This is a genomic window from Halosaccharopolyspora lacisalsi (assembly GCF_014137975.1).
In the GTDB taxonomy this organism is placed as follows: Bacteria; Actinomycetota; Actinomycetes; order Mycobacteriales; family Pseudonocardiaceae; genus Halosaccharopolyspora; species Halosaccharopolyspora lacisalsi.
Genome location: NZ_JACGWZ010000007.1, coordinates 81,100 through 101,043, shown reverse-complemented (window position 1 = coordinate 101,043; position 19,944 = coordinate 81,100). Strand labels below are relative to the sequence as shown.

The window sequence follows — 19,944 nt, the reverse complement described above, 5'->3', positions numbered from 1 at the left end:
TTCCCCGCGAATCCCGGCGCCAGTGGGATGGTCAGTTCCGCGCGAAACTGACCATCCCACGCTCGCGACCGTCGCTCCCGGCTGGTCGTCTACGGCCCGACGTGGGTGTGGGCGGCCCAGCGCGCCGGGGAGCCGGGGTCTTCGACGCGGAGCTGGTTCACCGCGTTGTGCAGCGCGAACGCCGAACCGTCGGTGTCGAATCCGTCCTCGGTGTCCAGCTCGGCGTAGACGTCGGCGTGGATCCGCGCCCCGCTGTGCTCGTCGACCGACCACAGCGTGCCGACCACGTGGGTGAAACCGGCGAAGCCGAGCGTCTCCGCGAGCGTCAGACCGGCGGAAGAAGGCGTCTCGGAGGTCGTGCCGCAGCGTCCCAGGTAGGCGAACTCCGCTTCGGACAACCATCGCTGCCCCAGCTCGGCGAGGGAGAGGGAGCGCTGTTGTGGTTCCCGCTCCACGACCGCGTCGGCGATCGGTTGAGCCGGGTCCTGCCTGCTGCGCTCGCACAGGTGCGCCAGGGGATGCTCGGCCAGCTTGTTGAGCATCGACTCCGGCGATTCCCGTTCCCCGGCGACGATCTCGGCCGACGGCCAGTGCCGGGCCAGCGTCTGGTTCCGCAGCGGCAGCTCGCCGCCCCCCTGGTCCAACGAGTCCATCACCACGAGCGCGCTCGGGTGCTCGGCCAGGGGACGCCGCTTGCCCCGGAGCAGCGCTCGCAACCCCGTCGTGTAGGAGCTGACCACCCGGTCCAGCGCGCAGTGGCCGGACGCGGCCATCGCGGCGTGCAACGGCAGGAACGCCAGTGCGCCGGTGACCGCCCACCAAGCCCTCGGCCAGGGTTGCCCCGCGGCCGGGGTGCCGATGTAGCCCATCCGGTCGAGGACGGGACGGACCACGTTGTGCCACGTCCAGTCCATCGCGTCGATCAGGGGCTGCTGGGAACGCCGTGGCTGCTGGGCGACGGCCACGGCGGTCGCGGCCTGCTCGGCGGCGTTGTCCGGGGTGACGCCGGGCAGCGGAACCACCATCACCCGCCCGGCGAAGACGATCAGCGCGTCCGACCGGTACCGACTGACGTTGACCAGCACCACCATCCCGTCCTCGGCGGCCGGGGACAGCTCGGCGAACGGTACGACACGCAGGTGGTGCTCGCTCTCGGAGCGGACGTCCTCCAGCGTCCGGTTCCAGGACTCGGCCAGTTGGGCGCGCCGCTGCGGTTCGTCCACGATGTCGGTGGGGGCCATCACGGGATCGGCGACGGGACGGTCCAGCAGGCGGCGCCACCGGACGGTGTCGGCGGCCAGGTCGGGTCGGCTCCGACGGAGCGCCCCGAGCTCGCTCGCCGCGGGCAGCAGTTCGCCCAGCAGCGCCTCCCTGCCGTGTTCCAGCAGCTCGACGGCGCGCTCGGGCTGGCCGTCCTCCACGGCGCAGGCCGCGGCGTCGGCCGTGATGGTGGCCCAGCGCTGCTGTGTGGCGGTGGTGGCCACGACCCGCTTGCCGCGCGTCACCAGCGGCAGCAGCTCGACGGCCGTGCTGAACGACTCCAGCGCCTCCGACCAGCGGTGCGCCTGCGCGGCCATGCGCCCGCACAGATCGGCCGCCCGCAGGCGCTGGTCGGCGGGTCCGGTCGACTGGGTGGCGGCCTCGGTCAGTGCCCTGCGTGCCCAGCGGTAGTGCCGGCGTCGCCCCGTTCGCTGGTACAGCGCCCGCAGCGCCCGACCCTGGTGCACGGTCACCGCGACTCGTTCAGGGGCCTGCTCCGGCATCGCGATCAGCGCCCGGTCGAACATCTCGACGGCCGTTTCGAGATCGGCGGTCCTGGAGCCGTCGCGGTAGCGGTGGGCGGCGACGACCCCCAGCTGGGCCCACGCGGTGTGCTCCGGGACCGAGCCTTCGGGGGCGTTCTCGCGCGCCTGCTCGGCCACGGTCTCCGCCCGGTCGAGATCGGAGCTGTTGCCGGAGTGCTCGTAGCGGGTTATCAGCGTGCTTACCAGGGAGTTCAGCACGGCGCAGTGCTTACCGGTCGAGTTGGCGGCCTTCGCCGCGGTCTCCCCCGCCGTCACGGCGGTGTCCAGCGCCGCGGCGTTGGCGCTGTGCAAGTGGTGCCTGCGGACGAGGGCGCCGAAGCTGGCCAGCGCCGTCGCCCGCTCGGGGTCGTCGCCGGTGATTCCGCGCACGGCGGGCGTGATCGCGCGCAACGTCCGTTGCAGGTTCTCCGGCTCTCCGGTGCTGTCGACGTGCTCGACCGTGGCCGAGGTGAGGGTCCAGGTCACCTTGCCCGTCAGCGGGTGACCCGCTCCGAGGTCCTCCAGCATGCCGAGCAGTTCGTCGATCGAGCCCTGCAGGTCCTCCAGCTCGCCGCGTTGGCGGAACCGCAGCCGCAGCGCTTCGGCGAGGTGGAGCAGCGTCACGTTGCGGTACTCGACGTCGCCGAGGATGTTCACCCCGTTGTTCAGGTGCCCGATGCCCTCGTCCAGGTCCGTGGCGGAGCCCCCGCGCTCGTGACGGCGCAACAGGGCCGAACCGAGGTTGATCAGGAGTTCGGGGCTGTCCGAGCGGTGTGCCGGGGTGCTGCCGTCGGAGTCGAGCGGTCCGCGGGCGGCCTTCCGGAAGACCTCGACCGACTCGTCGTCGGAGTCGGTGTCGTGGGCCAGCCGAGCGTGGAGCTTCAGCGCGTTGCCGAGCCGGACCAGGCTCGTGGTCCGGCGCCGGTCGGACTCGTCCACCTGCTCGGTCGCCCTGCGCGCGGCTCGTACGGCCTCCTCCGCCTGGTCCGACGCGTTCGTCCTGCTCGCGTGGTCGGTCAGCGCCAGCGCGAGGTTGCAGAGGTAGAGCACCAGGTCGGGGTCGTCGAACGAGGCGTAGGAGGCGGCGCGGCGGTAGTAGGTGGCCGCGTCCTCCAGGTGAACCGGGTCACCGGTGGACAGGTGCCACAGCTGCGAGGCGCTGCCGAGGTTGTTGAGCACGCCCGCTCGTGCGGGGTCCTGCTCGTGCAGCGCACCCGCAGTGGCGCGGAGCACCTCGGTGACCTGCGGCAGTGCCGAGAAGTCGCGGGTGGCGACCATGTGGTTCAGCGCCGACAGGGCCTCGGCGTAGCGCTGCTGCGGATCCGACCGCGGATCGCTCGCCGCCGTCTGGGGTTCGGCCGGCTGCTCCCGCTCGGTGGCCTGCTGAGGGCCGCTGCCGCCCGCCCCCTGCTGCGGGTCGTCCGCCGAACGCTGGAGCCGCCGCAACATCCTGTTCCGCCGGCTCACATCGTCATTCATGCCGTTCTCCGTCGCCTCGGCGAATCGTGGTTCACCCGTTCGGACGGTTGTCACGGTACCGCTGTCGACCTGTGAGCAGTAGGTCTTCGCGGACCGTGTGCGGCTCACCGGAGACCGCCCGTGTCCGGGGATGTTCTCCGCATGAGAGCACGGAACCGCGCGCGGAGTCCGGACTTCGTGGAAAAAAGTCCGCATCCGTCCGCTGCGTGGGAATGCCCCGGCGGGTCGGCGTGTTGGAGTGGTTCGGAGTGGCAGCGCTCGGGCGGGAACCGCGATGGATCTCGGGCGGCGACCGGGCGGCGACCGGGCAGTGGTCGGGCAGGAACCGGGCAGCGCGGAACCGTGACCTGAAATACGATTACCCCGTGGTGCTCGCCCGTCGCGGGAGGGCGTGACCATGACACGAACGGCTCTCGGATCAGCGGGCTTCAGGTCGTTGACCTGGTGTTTTGGGGGTGTTTTTGGTAACTGGGAGTGATCGTGGCTTGCGCCACGGGAGTGACGGTCGGGTGATCTCTTGACTGTCGGCCCGCGCCGGGTCACGCTGGTTCCCGACACGGGACGGGGTAGCCCAAAATGGGCCCCCTCTCGACAGCTGGCGCCGTGTCGGCTAGACTGCTACTTTGCGCTGCCCTCCTACCCGTGTCTCCCGAGTCGCTCCGGGTGGCCGAACCACCATAGAGCCCGGGAACTGGGTTGGTGGGCGCCATTGCACCCTTGACAGTCGTGGTAACCGGGCGCGAACGCCGTCCGGCACGGCTGTAGCCAGTTCAGAGTCCCGGAAGGACGCATCTTGGCAGTCTCCCGCGCGACCAAGGTCTCTGCAGCTTCCAACTCCACGTCGGGGATCCCTGGGGCGCCCACGCGTGTCTCGTTCGCGAAGATTCGTGAGCCGCTGGAAGTGCCCAACCTGATTGACTTGCAGGTTCAATCCTTCGAATGGCTCGTCAGTGACGAGACCTGGTTCCAGCGCCGGGTCGACTCCGGCGAGGAGAACCCGCTTGGTGGCCTTGCGGAGGTCCTCAACGAGATCTCGCCGATCGAGGACTTCTCCGGCTCGATGTCGTTGTCCTTCAGTGATCCGCGCTTCGACGAGGTCAAGGCCTCCGTCGAGGAGTGCAAAGACAAGGACATGACCTATGCCGCCCCGCTGTTCGTCACGGCGGAGTTCGTCAACCAGGGCACCGGCGAAATCAAGAGCCAGACGGTGTTCATGGGCGACTTCCCCGTAATGACGGACAAGGGGACGTTCATCATCAACGGCACCGAGCGTGTCGTGGTTTCTCAGTTGGTTCGCTCCCCCGGTGTGTACTTCGACCAGACGGTCGACAAGAGCACCGACAAGGACGTGTACAGCGTCAAGATCATCCCTAGCCGCGGGGCGTGGCTGGAGTTCGACGTCGACAAGCGCGACACCGTCGGTGTGCGCATTGATCGCAAGCGTCGCCAGCCGGTCACCGTGTTGCTCAAGGCGCTGGGTTGGACAGCAGAGGCCATCCGCGAACGTTTCGGTTTTTCCGAAACACTGATGGCCACCCTGGAGAAGGATCACACGGCAGGCCAGGACGAGGCCCTGCTCGACATCTACCGCAAACTCCGCCCCGGCGAGCCGCCGACGAAGGAGAGCGCGCAGACGCTCCTGGAGAACCTGTTCTTCAAGGAGAAGCGTTACGACCTCGCTCGCGTCGGCCGCTACAAGGTCAACAAGAAGCTCGGGCTGGAGCTGCCCTTCTCTTCGGGTGTGCTGACCGAGGAGGACATCGCCACCTCCATCGAGTACCTGGTGCGGCTGCACGCGGGCGAGACCTCGATGGGCGAGGAGGACAACCCGCTCCCGGTCGAGGTCGACGACATCGACCACTTCGGCAACCGGCGCATTCGTACCGTCGGCGAGCTGATCCAGAACCAGGTTCGCGTCGGGCTCTCCCGGATGGAACGCGTCGTCCGCGAGCGGATGACCACCCAGGACGTCGAGGCGATCACCCCGCAGACACTGATCAACATCCGTCCGGTGGTCGCGGCCATCAAGGAGTTCTTCGGTACTTCGCAGCTGTCCCAGTTCATGGACCAGACCAACCCGCTGGCCGGGTTGACGCACAAGCGGCGGCTGAACGCGCTCGGCCCGGGTGGTCTCTCCCGTGAGCGCGCGCTCGTCGAGGTCCGCGACGTGCACCCCTCGCACTACGGCCGGATGTGCCCGATCGAGACGCCGGAAGGGCCGAACATCGGTCTGATCGGCTCGCTGGCCACCTTCGGTCGGATCAACCCGTTCGGGTTCATCGAGAGCCCGTACCGCCGGGTCGTCGACGGTGTGGTCACCGACGACATCGACTACCTGACCGCCGACGAGGAAGACCGCTACGTCAAGGCGCAGGCCAACACGCCGATCGACAACGAGGGCCACTTCGAAGAGGAGCGCGTGCTGGGCCGCCGCAAGGGCGGCGAGGTCGAGCTGCTGGCCCCCACCGAGATCGACTACATGGACGTCTCGCCGCGTCAGATGGTCTCGGCCGCGACCGCGATGCTGCCGTTCCTCGAGCACGACGACGCCAACCGCGCCCTGATGGGCGCGAACATGCAGCGTCAGGCGGTCCCGCTGCTGCGTGCAGAGTCGCCGCTGGTCGGTACCGGTATGGAGCTGCGTTCGGCCGTCGACGCCGGTGACGTGGTCGTCACCGACAAGTCGGGCGTGGTCGAGGAGCTGTGCGCGGACTACATCACGGTGATGGCCGACGACGGAGCCCGGCACACCCACCGGCTGCAGAAGTTCGCCCGGTCCAACCACGGCACCTGCACCAACCAGAAGCCGATCGTCAACGAGGGCGACCGGGTCGAGTCGGGTCAGGTGCTGGCCGACGGCCCCTCCACCCAAGACGGCGAGATGGCGCTGGGCAAGAACCTGCGCGCGGCCATCATGCCGTGGGAGGGGCACAACTACGAAGACGCGATCATCCTGTCCCAGCGGTTGGTGCAGGACGACGTGATGACCTCGATCCACATCGAGGAGCACGAGGTCGACGCCCGCGACACCAAGCTGGGCGCCGAGGAGATCACTCGCGACATCCCGAACGTCTCCGAGGACGTGCTCTCCGACCTCGACGAGCGCGGCATCATCCGCATCGGCGCCGAGGTCCAGGGCGGGGACATCCTGGTCGGCAAGGTCACGCCCAAGGGCGAGACCGAGCTGACACCGGAGGAGCGGCTGCTGCGGGCGATCTTCGGGGAGAAGGCCCGCGAGGTCCGCGACACCTCGCTGAAGGTTCCCCACGGTGAGACCGGCAAGGTCATCGGCATCCGGGTGTTCAACCGCGAGGACGAGGACGAGCTGCCTCCGGGCGTCAACGAGCTGGTTCGCGTCTACATCGCCCAGAAGCGCAAGATCGCCGATGGTGACAAGCTCGCCGGGCGGCACGGCAACAAGGGCGTCATCGGCAAGATCCTGCCGGTGGAGGACATGCCGTTCATGGAGGACGGCGAACCGGTCGACATCATCCTCAACACCCACGGTGTGCCGCGACGGATGAACATCGGCCAGGTTCTGGAGACCCACCTCGGCTGGATCGCCTCCCAGGGGTGGTCCATCGACGGTGACGAGGACTGGGCCAAGCGCCTGCCCGAGGATCTCTACGACGTGGAACCCGGCACGAACACCGCCACGCCGGTGTTCGACGGTGCCCGCGAGGAGGAGATCACCGGCCTGCTGGCCTCGACCAAGCCGAACCGTGATGGGGAGCGCCTGGTCGGCGGCGACGGCAAGGCGACGCTCATCGACGGGCGCAGCGGCGAGCCGTACCCGTACCCGGTCGCGGTCGGGTACATGTACATCCTCAAGCTGCTGCACCTGGTGGACGACAAGATCCACGCCAGGTCGACCGGGCCGTACTCGATGATCACTCAGCAGCCGCTGGGTGGTAAGGCTCAGTTCGGTGGTCAGCGCTTCGGTGAGATGGAGTGCTGGGCCATGCAGGCCTACGGTGCCGCGTACACGCTTCAGGAGCTGTTGACCATCAAGTCCGACGACGTGCTCGGTCGCGTCAAGGTCTACGAGGCGGTCGTCAAGGGCGAGAACATCCCGGAGCCGGGTATCCCGGAGTCGTTCAAGGTGCTGCTCAAGGAATTGCAGTCGCTGTGCCTGAACGTCGAGGTGCTCTCCACCGACGGTGCCGCCATCGAGATGCGCGACGGTGACGACGAGGACCTGGAGCGGGCCGCGGCCAACCTGGGTATCAACCTGTCCAAGAACGAGGCCCCCTCGGTCGACGACGTCGTCAACTGACCTCGTCGCCGGTGGGCGGGACCCTTCCGCGTGATCGGTCCCGCCACCGGCCCCACGCCCACCCGGCAGAACCTCTACAAAGGGAGAAGACCAGACGTGCTTGACGTCAACTTCTTCGACGAACTCCGTATCGGTCTGGCCACCGGTGACGACATCCGGCAGTGGTCCTACGGCGAGGTCAAGAAGCCCGAGACCATCAACTATCGGACCCTGAAGCCGGAGAAGGACGGGCTGTTCTGCGAGAAGATCTTCGGCCCGACCCGCGACTGGGAATGCTACTGCGGTAAGTACAAGCGGGTCCGCTTCAAGGGCATCATCTGCGAGCGCTGCGGCGTCGAGGTGACCCGCGCCAAGGTCCGCCGTGAGCGGATGGGCCACATCGAGCTGGCCGCGTCGGTGACGCACATCTGGTACTTCAAGGGTGTGCCGAGCCGACTGGGCTATTTGCTCGACCTGGCGCCGAAGGATCTCGAGAAGATCATCTACTTCGCGGCCTACGTGGTCACCTCGGTCAACACCGAGATGCGCCACAACGACATGCCGACGCTGGAGAACGAGTACAGCGTCGAACGCGAGAACATCGGCAAGCAGCGGGACTCCGACCTGGAGGCCCGCCAGCAGAAGCTGGAGGCCGACCTCGCCGAGCTGGAGAACGAGGGCGCCAAGAGCGACGTCCGGCGCAAGGTCAAGGAGAGCGGCGAGCGGGAGATGAAGCAGCTGCGCGAGAAGGCGCAGCGCGACATCGACAAGCTCGACGAGATCTGGGAGACCTTCACCAAGCTGGAGCCGCGTCAGCTCATCTCCGACGAGGCGCTCTACCGCGAGCTCTACGACCGCTACGGCGAGTACTTCACCGGCGGTATGGGTGCCGAGTCGATCGAGGCGCTGCTGGCCAACTTCGACATCAACGCCGAAGCCGAGAAGCTGCGCGAGGTCATCCGCAACGGCAAGGGCCAGAAGAAGCTGCGCGCCCTCAAGCGGCTCAAGGTCGTCGCGGCGTTCCAGACCACCGGAAACAACCCGCAGGGCATGGTGCTCAGCGCGGTGCCGGTCATCCCGCCGGACCTGCGGCCGATGGTGCAGCTCGACGGTGGTCGCTTCGCCACCTCCGACCTCAACGACCTCTACCGCAGGGTCATCAACCGCAACAACCGCCTCAAGCGACTGATCGACCTCGGTGCTCCCGAGATCATCGTCAACAACGAGAAGCGGATGCTGCAGGAGTCGGTCGACGCGCTGTTCGACAACGGTCGCCGTGGGCGTCCGGTCAGCGGTCCGGGCAACCGTCCGCTGAAGTCGCTGTCGGACCTGCTCAAGGGTAAGCAGGGCCGGTTCCGCCAGAACCTGCTCGGTAAGCGTGTGGACTACTCCGGCCGTTCGGTCATCGTGGTCGGTCCGCAGCTGCAGCTGCACCAGTGCGGTCTTCCCAAGGAAATGGCCGTCGAGCTGTTCAAGCCGTTCGTCATGAAGCGGCTGGTCGACCTCAACCACGCGCAGAACATCAAGTCCGCCAAGCGGATGGTGGAGCGGCAGCGGCCCGCGGTCTGGGACGTGCTCGAAGAGGTCATCACCGAGCACCCGGTCCTGCTCAACCGTGCGCCGACGCTGCACCGCCTGGGTATTCAGGCCTTCGAGCCGCAGCTGGTGGAAGGCAAGGCCATCCAGCTGCACCCGCTGGTGTGCGAGGCGTTCAACGCCGACTTCGACGGTGACCAGATGGCGGTGCACCTGCCGCTGTCGGCCGAGGCCCAGTCCGAGGCCAGGGTGCTGATGCTGTCCAGCAACAACATCCTCTCGCCCGCTTCGGGCCGGCCGTTGGCGATGCCGCGACTGGACATGGTCACCGGGTTGTACTACCTGACCAGTCAGGTCGACGGTGCCACCGGTGAGGGACAGGCCTTCTCCTCGCCCAGCGAGGCGATCATGGCCAGGGACCGCAACTCGCTGGACCTCCAGGCCAAGGTCAAGATCCGGCTGAAGGACGTCGTCCCGCCGAAGGAGCAGACTCCGGAGGACTGGGAGCCGGGTCAGCCGGTGACCGTGGAGACCACGCTGGGCCGGGTCATGTTCAACGAGCTGCTGCCCACGGACTACCCGTTCGTCGACGATCTGCTGCCGAAGAAGCGCCAGGGTGCGATCGTCAACGATCTGGCCGAGCGGTACCCGATGGTCGCGGTGGCCCAGACGCTGGACAGGCTCAAGGACGCCGGCTTCTACTGGGCGACCCGCTCCGGTGTCACCACCGCGATCTCCGACGTGGTGGTTCCGGACAGCAAGCAGGAGATCCTGGACTCCTACGAGCAGAAGGCCGACCAGGTCGAGAAGCGCTACCGTCGCGGTGCGCTGTCCCACGCCGAGCGCAACGCCGAGCTCGTCAAGGTGTGGAACGCGGCCAAGGACGAGGTCTCCGAGGCCATGGAGAAAAACTTCCCGGAGGACAACTCGATCAGCATGATCGTCAAGTCCGGTGCCGCCGGGAACATGAGCCAGGTGGCCCAGCTGGCCGGGATGCGCGGTCTGGTGTCGAACCCGAAGGGCGAGTACATCCCGCGTCCGATCAAGACGAACTTCCGCGAGGGCCTGTCGGTGCTGGAGTACTTCATCTCCACCCACGGTGCGCGTAAGGGTCTGGCGGACACGGCGTTGCGTACCGCCGACTCGGGCTACCTGACCCGCCGGCTGGTCGACGTCTCCCAGGACGTCATCGTGCGCGAGCACGACTGCGGTACCGACCGCGGCGTGCGGATGCCGGTCGCTGAGAAGACGGCGGACGGCAAGATCCTGCGCGACGCGAACGTGGAGACCAGCGTCTACGCTCGGACGATCGCCGAGGACGTCACCGACTCCGAGGGCAACGTCCTGCTGGCCCGCGGGTCGGACCTGGGTGATCCGGCCATCGAGACGCTGGTGGCCTCCGGGATCACGAGGGTCCGCGTTCGCAGCGTGCTGACCTGCGAGTCCGGCAGCGGGGTCTGCTCGGTGTGCTACGGCCGCTCGATGGCCACCGGCAAGCTGGTCGACGTCGGCGAGGCCGTGGGCATCGTCGCCGCGCAGTCCATCGGTGAGCCGGGTACGCAGCTGACCATGCGTACGTTCCACCAGGGTGGTGTCACCGGTGGTGACGACATCACCGCCGGTCTGCCGCGTGTGCAGGAGCTGTTCGAGGCCCGGGTTCCCAGGGGGAAGGCGCCGATCGCCGACGCCCCGGGGCGGATCCGGCTGGAGGACCAGGAACGCTCCTGGAAGATCACGATCATCCCGGACGACGGCAGCGAGGAGATCGTCTACGACAAGCTGTCCAAGCGGCAGCGGTTGGCGGTCATCTCGGTCGACGGCACCGAGCGGCAGATCGAGGACGGCGACCACGTCGACGTCGGGCAGCGGCTGATGGAGGGTGCGGTCGACCCCCACGAGGTGCTGCGCGTGATGGGCCCGCGCGAGGCCCAGCTGCACCTGGTTCGCGAGGTGCAGCAGGTGTACCGCTCGCAGGGCGTGGGCATCCACGACAAGCACGTCGAGGTCATCGTCCGGCAGATGCTGCGTCGGGTCATCATCATCGACTCGGGCGCCACCGAGTTCCTGCCCGGTGCTCCGGTGGAGCGCTTGCAGTTCGAGAGCGAGAACCGGCGAGTGGTCTCCGAGGGCGGGGACCCGGCCTCGGGGCGTCCGGTGCTCATGGGTATCACCAAGGCGTCGTTGGCCACCGAGTCGTGGCTGTCGGCGGCCTCCTTCCAGGAGACCACGCGGATCCTGACCAACGCCGCGATCGAGGGTGCCAGCGACAAGCTGGTCGGCCTGAAGGAGAACGTGATCATCGGTAAGTTGATCCCGGCCGGTACGGGCATCAACAAGTACCGCAACATCCAGGTGCAGCCGACCGAGGAGGCACGGGCCGCGGCCTACGCGATCCCGTCCTACGAGGACAGCTACTACACCCCGGACGTGTTCGGTGCCAGTACCGGTGCCGCCGTTCCGCTCGACGACTTCGACTTCGGGCGCGACTACCGCTGACGCCCGGTTCGCCGCTTCGGCGGCGTCCGGTGCACGAGCCGAGGGCTCCCCGTCCATCCGGGCGGGGAGCCCTTTCGTGTGCGCGGGGACGATTTTCCCTAAAGTTGTGCCACAACTTTAGGGAAAATCGCGAATCCCCGGGCCGCGCCCTGGTCAGCTCTCCAGGTCGGCGAGGGTCTTCTTGACCCGCTCCATTTCGGCTTCCAGCTCGGCGAGCTTGTTCTCGTGCTGCTGGCGCGCGTCACTGATGACCGTCTCGATGGCTTCCGAGATGTCCTCGTGCAGTTCCGAGGCGGCCTTGGACACCGCCGAGGCCGGAATCGGCAGGCTCTGCACGATGCGCTTGCCGGAGTGAGTGAGCTCGGCCTGCCACTCACCCTCGGCGGTCCCGGTGACCGTCAGGACGAGTTCGACCGACCGCGTCTTGCGCGCGGTGCTCTGCTTGCGCCCCTTGGTCTTCTTCGGCGCGGTACTCTCGGCCTGCTGCTGGTCACCCGCTTGCTCGCTCGTCACCTCGACGGTTTCGGCGGTGCCGGTGTCCTGCTGATCGCTCAACGTGCCCTCTCTCTCGTTGTCCTGACGATGATCAGGATAGAACCGAAGTTCCCCGGGGACGCGGCGTGGTCTCACTGCGCCACGTCGGCGCACGATCGCCGTGTACGTCGCCGCCCCGGTTCCTTCGTCAACCCGGTCGGAGCTGATCGAATGGCTGATAACGTGATGGTCAGGAGCTGGATGTGAAGAGGGGTACCGTGACTGAAGACGATGTCCGGCGCCGTGAACTGGAGACGCGCGACGCCGAACTCCGTACCCGGATCGACGGTATGCCCTCGGACCTGCAACGCCGCGCCGAGGAGTCGCACGCCGGTCAGGTCGAGGCCGCGGAAACGTCCCGCGGGATCGCTTCCGAGGACGGGATGGTCACCGCGACGAGGACTTCGACGACGAGGGGCCGCCGGACTTCTTTCTGGCCGGAGGTCGGTGGTGAGCGCACCGCGTACGCCCATGGAGCCGGAGACCCTGCGCCGAAGTGCCAAGCACGTGGCGGGCAACGTCGGCGACGACCTCCGGCAGGTGCTGGAGACGCTGCGTTCCGCGCTGGAGGCCGGGGGCGCGTGCTGGGGCCGGGGGGAGGCCGGCCGGAGCTTCGCCCAGAACTCCGTGCCCAATCGGGACAAGTTGCTGGACTCGCTGGGTAAGACCGGGGGATCGATCGGCCGCGTCGGCGCGAACCCGTCCACCGCCGCCGACATCGCCGAGGCCGACGACCAGCAGGCCAGCGGCGAGTTCCCGGGCTTGCAACGACAGGTCTGCCAGGCCGCAGGCCCGTTTTCTGGGGGAGTGCACCCGTGTCCGTCGAAGTGCCCGAGTGGGTTCAGTGGTTGATGCCCATCGTGGTCGGCGAATCCCGGCCCGAGGGCGACGAGGAAGCGCTGCGCAGGACGTCCGAGGCGTATCGGGCGGCAGCGGACGGAATCGAGGCGGTCAGGGCGGACGGCGACCGCGCCGCCGAGATGGCCAAGTCCGCGATGGGCACCCGCGAGAACTGGGGTGGGAGCAAGCCCACGGACGCGGTCCGGTCCGGGCTCGTCTCCGGTGCCGAGCGCCAGACCGTCGGTACCGCGCCGAACCCCGAGCGCTGCACCGTCGAGATTCACGGCCGGCCGGACGGTGTCCACTTCGGTGGTGAACCCTTCTCGGCCGCCGAACTGGTCCACATTCTGTGCTCGGCTCCCGGCTACTCCGCGGGCGAGCCGGTGCGGCTGCTGTTACGGGCAACACGTATGCCGGCCGCGACCGGGCGAGGTTCGACACCGACTCCTCGAGGACGCCCCAGCCCGGCTGGAACGAGTCGGGCCAGTGGGTCAGCTCCGGCCCCGACGGAGACCGGGCCGTCCACGACAGCCCCACCCTCCGGGCAGCGCTATCCGGCTTGGTGAACGAGAACGAGAGGTTTCCCGTGGAAAACGAGAAGGACGAGCGACGATCGGCTTCGGTGACCGCGCTGGAGCAGGCCATCGAGCTCCATGCGAACGAGCAGGGTCCGATTTCGCGGGTTTACGAGGAGTTTTTGACCGCGAAGTTGCTGTTGGTCGGTTCGGAGGAGTCGTCGGACCCGGCTTTTTCCACATCGAGGATCAGTCCAAGGAGCCGATACGGGTTTGCACGACCGCTGACGCCGTTCCGGAGTTCGCTCCGGGAACGGCTGGTGTGCTCGGGTACCGGCTGCTTCCACTGCTGGTGGGGCGGAACGTGCACATCGCGACTTCCTCCGACGTGCACGACCTGATGCTGCTCGGCGGTCGCGCGATCGCGTTCTCGGCTCCGGAGGTCACCGAAGAGCTCCGGTACGAGGCGAGCCACCTTTCGGAGACCTGGTTGTCCGTGCCGGACCGTATGTTCCGGGATCAACCACGGCGAACTCCGGAGGGAAAGACCTTCGTCGGCGAGTACTGGGTGGACGGCAGCGGCGGTGTGACCGGTGAGTACCGGCCGAACCCCGCGTATCGTCCCTCGCCGGTGCCCCTGGGTTTTCCGGAACCGGAGAACTCGCTGGAGCGAACCCTGCAGCTGTACGAGACCGGTCACGTGTCGGACGAGGGGCTCGCCTCCGCGCTCGGTGAGAGCGAGTTCGCGCTTGTGACGACGGAGGACGGCGCCGCGTCACTGTTTCCGGTCGGTGACGGCCGGGCAGTCGTCGCGGCCTCCTCGACGAAATACCTGCCGAACTTCGCGGAGGGTGTTCGCGAGGGGACCGCGGAGTCCGTCGAACCGCTTCTCGCCGAGGGCGATCTCATCATCGATATCGGCACTCGGCACCAGGCCCAGCTCGCCGGGGCTCAACTGCTGGCGGCCCTCGAAGCAGGTGGGACGGATGGCGCTGCGGAACAGGCCCCGGAACGTTCCGAGCAGGCCACACCACCACCCCGACCCGCCCCCGCACCCCAACCTCCGCCGAATCCGCACGAGCGGTTCATGGGCAGCATGGTGGCCGGAGCGTTGGGGGACGCGCTCGGTTACGGCATCGAGTTCCAGCCGATCGAGATGATCCGCCGCTCCCGCGGCGAGCAGGGCGTGACGGGGCCGGTGACGCGCGACGGGGTGGCCGAGATCTCCGACGACACCCAGATGATGCTGTTCACCCTGGAAGGGTTGATCCGCGCGCACGTCGCGCGGCGCATCAGTCCGGTGGACAACGATCCGATTCCCGAGGTGCAGCACGCCTACCAGCGGTGGCTGCACACCCAGAACCGTCCGTGGCGACAGGCGGGCGGCCCGTACGCGGTGCACCTGCCGCAGCCGGACGGGTGGTTGAGCACCAACCGGGCGTTGTACGCCGCGCGGGCGCCGGGCAACACGTGCATGACGGCGCTGATGAACTTCGCCCAGACGCGCGTATCGGCGAACTTCGCCGGCCCGATCAACGACTCCAAGGGCTGCGGCGGTGTGATGCGCGCAGCGCCGGTGGCCGTGTGGTCGAACGACCCCGCCGAGGTGTTCCACGCGGCGGCGGGAACGGCCGCGCTGACCCACGGTCATCCCAGCGGCTACCTGTCGGCGGGAGTGCTGGCCACGATCGTGCACCAGCTGATCAGGAGCGTGTCGCTGTCGGACTCCGTGCGCATGGTGCGTGAGCTGCTGATTCGTTGGCGCGGTCACGAGGAGCAGCTGCGCGCGATGGACACGGCGACGCGGCTGGCGGAGCGCGGCGTACTCACCCCGGAGGAGATCACCGCCGAGATCGGCGAAGGACGGATCGGCGAGGAAGCACTGGCGATCGGGCTCTACGCCGTACTGGCGACCGATAACCTGCGGGACGCGATGTTGTTGTCGGTCAACCACTCCGGTGATTCCGACTCCACCGGCATCGTCTGCGGCAACATCGCGGGTGCCGTCCACGGCATGCGCGGTATCCCGCACGACTGGCCAAGCGTCCTGGAGCTGCACGATGTGATCGAGGCGTTGTCCCGAGACGCGCTCGCCGAGTTCAGCCCCGAGCCCCCGACCGATGCCGCGTGGACGCGGCGCTACCCCGCCTGGTGATCTCGCGATCCCCCCGACTGGAGACATGGCGATGCCCGAGAACGCTTTCTGGTCCGCTCAGGACCCCACACCACACGTCCCGACGTGGTCCGACCGGTTCCGCGGAGCGATGCTCGGCGGCGCCGTGGGCGACGCGCTCGGTGCCGGAGTGCGCCGTTGGTCGACGACGGCGATCCAGCACTGGTTCGGTGCGGGGGGCGTCGTCGACTACCTGTCCCCGTTCGGCCGGCGCGGCGCGGGCACCGATCTCACGCAGCTGAGCGTGTTCACCCTCGACGCGCTGCTCCAGGCCAGGGCAGCCGATCACGGCGGTACCCGGTGGTTGCCCACGGAGGTCGTGCGGGCCAACCACCTGCGTTGGCTGTACACCCAGGGCGTGCCGTGGGAGTACGCGATGGCCCCCTACCTGGGGACGTATCCCGAACCCTGCGGATGGCTGCTCGACCGTCGCGAGCTGTTCTCCACGCGCGCTCCGGGAGGTGTCGCCTTCGCGGGGTTGGGTGACCTCGCGGCGCAGCCGCCGCGTTCGGAGGAGCGGGTCCGGGCGCCCCTCGGGAACGCGGAGGTCGTGTCCTCCCTGGTGTGGGCGGCACCGGTCATGGCCTGGAGCGAGTCCTACGACTTCGTCCACGCCGCGGGAGCGGCCGTCGCCAACATCCTCACCGACGACAGCGACACCCACGGTGCGGCCGGGTTCCACGCCGACGTGCTCTCCCAACTCATGCGCGGGGGCGAGCTGTGGGACGCGGTCTCGGCGTCGAACCTCAACAGGTTGGGGCGGGCCTACTCCAACGGGCCGTTCCCCGCCTCCGTTCTCCGCACCCTCTACGCGGCCATGTTCTCCACCCAGGGCGGACGCCGTCCGGAGCCGACGACGCTGGACGCCGAGTTCGACACCGAGGGCAAGCCCGGCGAGCTCGGGATCGCGCTGGCCTCGGTGGCCTGCACCGACAACTTCGCCGACGCGGTGCTGACGGCGGTCAACCAGTCCGCCGACAGCTCGGTCACCGGCGCGCTCGCGGGGCAGATCGCGGGGGTGCTTCACGGCCCCGGCTCGATTCCCGCGCAGTGGCTGGACGAGCTGGAGTCGCGGGAGATCATCGAGACGCTGTGCGCGGACGCCACCGAAGCCTTCGAACCGCCGCCGCCTCCGCCGCTGCCGAAGTGGGCGCAGCGCTACGTTCCCGAGTCCCGGGGGAGTCTGTCCGGCCCGTTGGAACTGGAGCAGTCCGGCCCGCTCGGTACGACCGCCGACGGTCCGACACCCACGCCGTACTCCGTGGCCTCGGAACGCGTCGAGGCGGACGCCGGGAGCACCGCCGAGCAGGTGCCGGAAGCGGTTCACGAGACGTACCCGGAAGCCGAGTTCTCGCCCACGGAGTTGTTGCCCGCCGTCGGGGCGTCCTCCGCGGAGGACGCCCCCGCCGAGAGTTCCTCCGTGGAGGAGTTCGCTGCCGAGGGGTCTTTCGCTGGGGAGTCGTCGGCCGAGCCCTTCTCCGCGGGCGAGCTTACTGACGAGGGTTCCTTCGAGGAGGAGTCGTCGGCCGAGCCCTTCTCCGGCGAGGAGCTCCCCCTCCGGAGCTCCTTCACGGAGGAGTTTCCTGTCCGGAGTTCCTTCACGGAGGGGTTCTTCGTCGAGAGCCCCTTCGCGGAGGATCCGCTGGCCGAGAGCTCACCTCCAGCGGTCCCGTCCGCGGAGAGCCCTCTCCCGGCAGCTCCTCCCGTCGAAGCTCCGCCGGTCGAGGCCCCTCCCGCCGAGGAGCCCCCCGGTGAGCCCTCCGCGGCCGGCCCCGAGGTCACGTTCCCGAGCCTCGGGGACACCGCACCCTCCGCCGCCCCGGAGTCCTTCGAATCCGTCCCGACCGGGCAGTCCTCCGACGCCGAGGAATCGTCGGAGGGGGGAACCCGATCCGAACGGCCGGATGTCGGGCCGGGTGATCAGCCGGATACGTCCTCGCCGGTCGCACCTGAGGAACTCGCCGCAGGAGAGGAGCCGGAGCACGTCGCGGACGAACCGGAGTCCCCGGCATCGCAGTCCCAGCGTTCCGGCGGGGGCCACGCGGTGGTCGAGGACGTCGACACCGTGGCGCCGTCGCTGACCGAACGGGTGCTCGGCTGCTTCCTCGGGGGTGCTCTCGGTGACGCTCTCGGCGCGGACCTGGAGTTCTCCACCGCCGAGCAGATCGGTGAGAAGTTCGGTCCGGACGGGCCGAGCGGACTGGGCGAGGCCTACGGCGTGCACGGCGCGATCACCGACGAGACGCAACTGACGTTGTTCACCGCCGAGGGACTCGTTCGCGGCAGTCTCGCTCGCCGCACGCTGGGACGGGCGGACCCGATCGCGGAGCTGCAGCTGGCCTACCAGCGCTGGCTCCACACGCAGGGTGCGTCCTGGGACGCCGCCGCGGGGTCGTTCCTGTCCGACTACCCGCAGCCGGACGGCTGGCTGGTCTGCGTGCCCGGCTTGTTCTCCTCCCGCGCGCCGGGCAGGACCGTGCTCGGAGCGCTGGACCACTTCGGTCGGGGAGAGCGGCAGGGCACCCCGGCCGAACCCGTCAACAACTCGAAGGGCTGCGGCGGTGTCATGCGTGCGGCTCCGGCCGCGCTGTGGTCCTCCGACCCGGCCGAGGCCTTCGAACTGGCCGCTCGGACGGCCGCGCTGACCCACGGCCACCCGAGCGGTTACCTGTCGGCGGGGGCCTTCGCGGTCATCGTGCAACAGGCCGTGCTGGGCAGCGGACTCGACGACGGCGTCTGGCTGGCGTTGCAGGTGCTGGAGACCTGGGAGGGTCACGAGGAGACCAGCAGGGCGTTGGAGGCCGCTGTCTCGCTGGCCGAGCAGGGCATGCCCACGCCGGAGCAGCTGGCCGCGGAACTGGGAGGTGGCTGGGTCGGTGAGCAGGCCCTGGCCATCGCCGTGTGCGCGACGTTGGCCGCGGGCGACGACATCGAGCTGGCGCTGCGGATCGCCGTGCACCACTCCGGCGACAGCGACTCCACCGGGGCGATCTGCGGCAACATCACCGGTGCGCTGGTCGGCATCGCCGGGCTGCCGGTCGGCTGGCTGGCCGAGCTGGAGCTGCGCGACGTCGTCGAGCAGGCGGCGATGGACTACGTCGCCGAGTTCGGCTTCCCGGCGAGCGAGGAGGACGCGCATGCCCCGGTCGACGAGGACTGGAACGAGCGGTACCCGGTCCGCGCCCTGAGCACGGGGGGCGACGACAGCACGGGGGGCGACGACAGCACGGGGGGCGACGACAGCACGGGGGGCGACGACAGCACGGGGGGCGACGACAGCACGGGGAGCGACGACGCGCTGGACCCGCCGACGAAGCAGTTGCCCGTGATCGGTCGGGAGCCCGAGCAGCCCGAGCAGCCCGCCGACGCCACCCCCACCGAGCCGGAGCCGGTCGCCGCCGAACCGCAGGCACGGGCCGACACGGAGATGATCGACCCGGACGCCCACCAGCCCAAACCGGCCCCGCGCCGGATCAACAGCGTCGGCCCCGTGCAGTGGGACCGCCCGCGCCGGGACAGTGCCCAGGGGGAACTCTCTTGAGCATCGGCACGCCTTTCAACGATGCCTGGTCGAGCACGTTGTGCCGCGTGGGCGGTCAGCTCTGCCGGCTGGAGGAGCTGGACGAGCGAGCCGCCCTCGTGACCTGGCTGGGTGATCAGCCGGAGGCCGACGAGGACACGGCGGACTCGCTCTCCCCGGCATCTCGGGGACGGGGCGGGGTCGAGGCGATCGAGCGGGTGCTGCTCGACGACCACGAGGCGCCGGACCAACGTTGGTCCCGGTTCGCGCCTCCCGCTCAGCACGGTGAGTGCACCGAATCCGGCCGGTGCTGCACGGCGCCGACCAGCCGCACGCGATGCGGATGGCGCGGGTCTTCGACGACCGCGACGAACGGGGCGATCCGCTGGTGTTCCGTCCGGTATTGCCCCGCCTGGAGTGGCAGGAGGTCCGGCTGTATCTGGCGGCGGGGCACCCGGTGATGGAGGCCTACGACGAGAAACAGCTGGTGGATCTCCACACCGACGGCGAGCTGGACCGCTTCGGTCCGGGCGAGGGCAACACGGTCTTCGTCGCCGGAGGCCGGCTCGTCGAGCGGTGAGGGATTCGGTGGTGATTCGAATAGCCCCACGGTTCAGGACGTGATCGTTACGGTCACCGGAGCGGATCAGGAAGGTGGCCATCACGTGACGAGCAGGGGGGGAAGTGAGACCGGTATGTACGGTAATCCGGGGGGTGTGGGCAAATCCCGATACGAGGCATTCCCCGCTGCCTCCGGGGAAGCCCCTGAATCTTATTTCCTGGTATATCGCTCTTTTCGTCCTTTGCTCCCT

At 68.7% G+C, this 19,944-nt stretch carries 9 protein-coding genes; 7 read left to right on the top strand and 2 right to left on the bottom strand.

Going from position 1 to position 19,944, the window contains the following annotated elements; genetic code table 11:
* Nucleotides 1–89: 89 nt before the first annotated feature.
* Nucleotides 90–3,263 carry a CHAT domain-containing protein gene (locus FHX42_RS21390; RefSeq protein WP_182546245.1) on the bottom strand — a complete coding sequence of 1,058 codons (3,174 nt, stop codon included), beginning with the start codon at nucleotides 3,261–3,263 and terminating at the stop codon, nucleotides 90–92.
* A gap of 793 nt (nucleotides 3,264–4,056) precedes the next feature.
* Between FHX42_RS21390 and rpoB the strand changes: the two genes are divergently transcribed.
* Entirely contained in the window at nucleotides 4,057–7,539 is a 3,483-nt protein-coding gene (gene rpoB / locus FHX42_RS21385; RefSeq protein WP_182546244.1) for a DNA-directed RNA polymerase subunit beta, read from the top strand.
* Nucleotides 7,540–7,635: 96 nt separating this feature from the next.
* Complete coding sequence (locus FHX42_RS21380) at nucleotides 7,636–11,550, top strand: DNA-directed RNA polymerase subunit beta' (protein ID WP_182546243.1); 3,915 nt, start codon at nucleotides 7,636–7,638, stop codon at nucleotides 11,548–11,550.
* A 153-nt stretch (nucleotides 11,551–11,703) separates the two neighbouring features.
* Here FHX42_RS21380 and FHX42_RS21375 read toward each other — a convergent pair whose 3' ends face one another.
* Nucleotides 11,704–12,105 (bottom strand): DUF6319 family protein, encoded by a 402-nt coding sequence (locus tag FHX42_RS21375; protein WP_220480691.1) that lies wholly within the window; start codon nucleotides 12,103–12,105, stop codon nucleotides 11,704–11,706.
* Between the two features lie 429 nt (nucleotides 12,106–12,534).
* On the opposite strand from FHX42_RS21375, the gene FHX42_RS21370 reads away from it, so the two are divergent.
* The 5 genes from FHX42_RS21370 (at nucleotide 12,535) to FHX42_RS21350 (ending at nucleotide 19,712) form a co-directional block, all read left to right on the top strand.
* Entirely contained in the window at nucleotides 12,535–12,936 is a 402-nt protein-coding gene (locus FHX42_RS21370; protein ID WP_182546241.1) for a WXG100 family type VII secretion target, read from the top strand.
* Nucleotides 12,900–13,490 (top strand): hypothetical protein, encoded by a 591-nt coding sequence (locus tag FHX42_RS21365; protein WP_182546240.1) that lies wholly within the window; start codon nucleotides 12,900–12,902, stop codon nucleotides 13,488–13,490. The genes FHX42_RS21370 and FHX42_RS21365 overlap by 37 nt, the downstream gene beginning before the upstream one ends.
* 271 nt (nucleotides 13,491–13,761) lie before the next feature.
* Nucleotides 13,762–15,594: a type VII secretion system-associated protein gene (locus FHX42_RS21360; protein WP_328796592.1), complete on the top strand. Its 1,833-nt coding sequence runs from the start codon at nucleotides 13,762–13,764 to the stop codon at nucleotides 15,592–15,594.
* 31 nt (nucleotides 15,595–15,625) lie between these two features.
* Nucleotides 15,626–19,153 carry an ADP-ribosylglycohydrolase family protein gene (locus tag FHX42_RS21355; protein WP_182546239.1) on the top strand — a complete coding sequence of 1,176 codons (3,528 nt, stop codon included), beginning with the start codon at nucleotides 15,626–15,628 and terminating at the stop codon, nucleotides 19,151–19,153.
* A gap of 268 nt (nucleotides 19,154–19,421) precedes the next feature.
* On the top strand, nucleotides 19,422–19,712 hold the full coding sequence (locus FHX42_RS21350; protein WP_182546238.1) for a hypothetical protein: 291 nt from the start codon (nucleotides 19,422–19,424) through the stop codon (nucleotides 19,710–19,712).
* Nucleotides 19,713–19,944: the final 232 nt, after the last annotated feature.

Excerpts from the sequence above, each read along its gene's own strand:
- FHX42_RS21355 (WP_182546239.1), top strand. The coding sequence starts at position 15,626 with ATGCCCGAGAACGCTTTCTGGTCCGCTCAGGACCCCACACCACACGTC.
- FHX42_RS21390 (WP_182546245.1), bottom strand. The coding sequence starts at position 3,263 with ATGAATGACGATGTGAGCCGGCGGAACAGGATGTTGCGGCGGCTCCAG.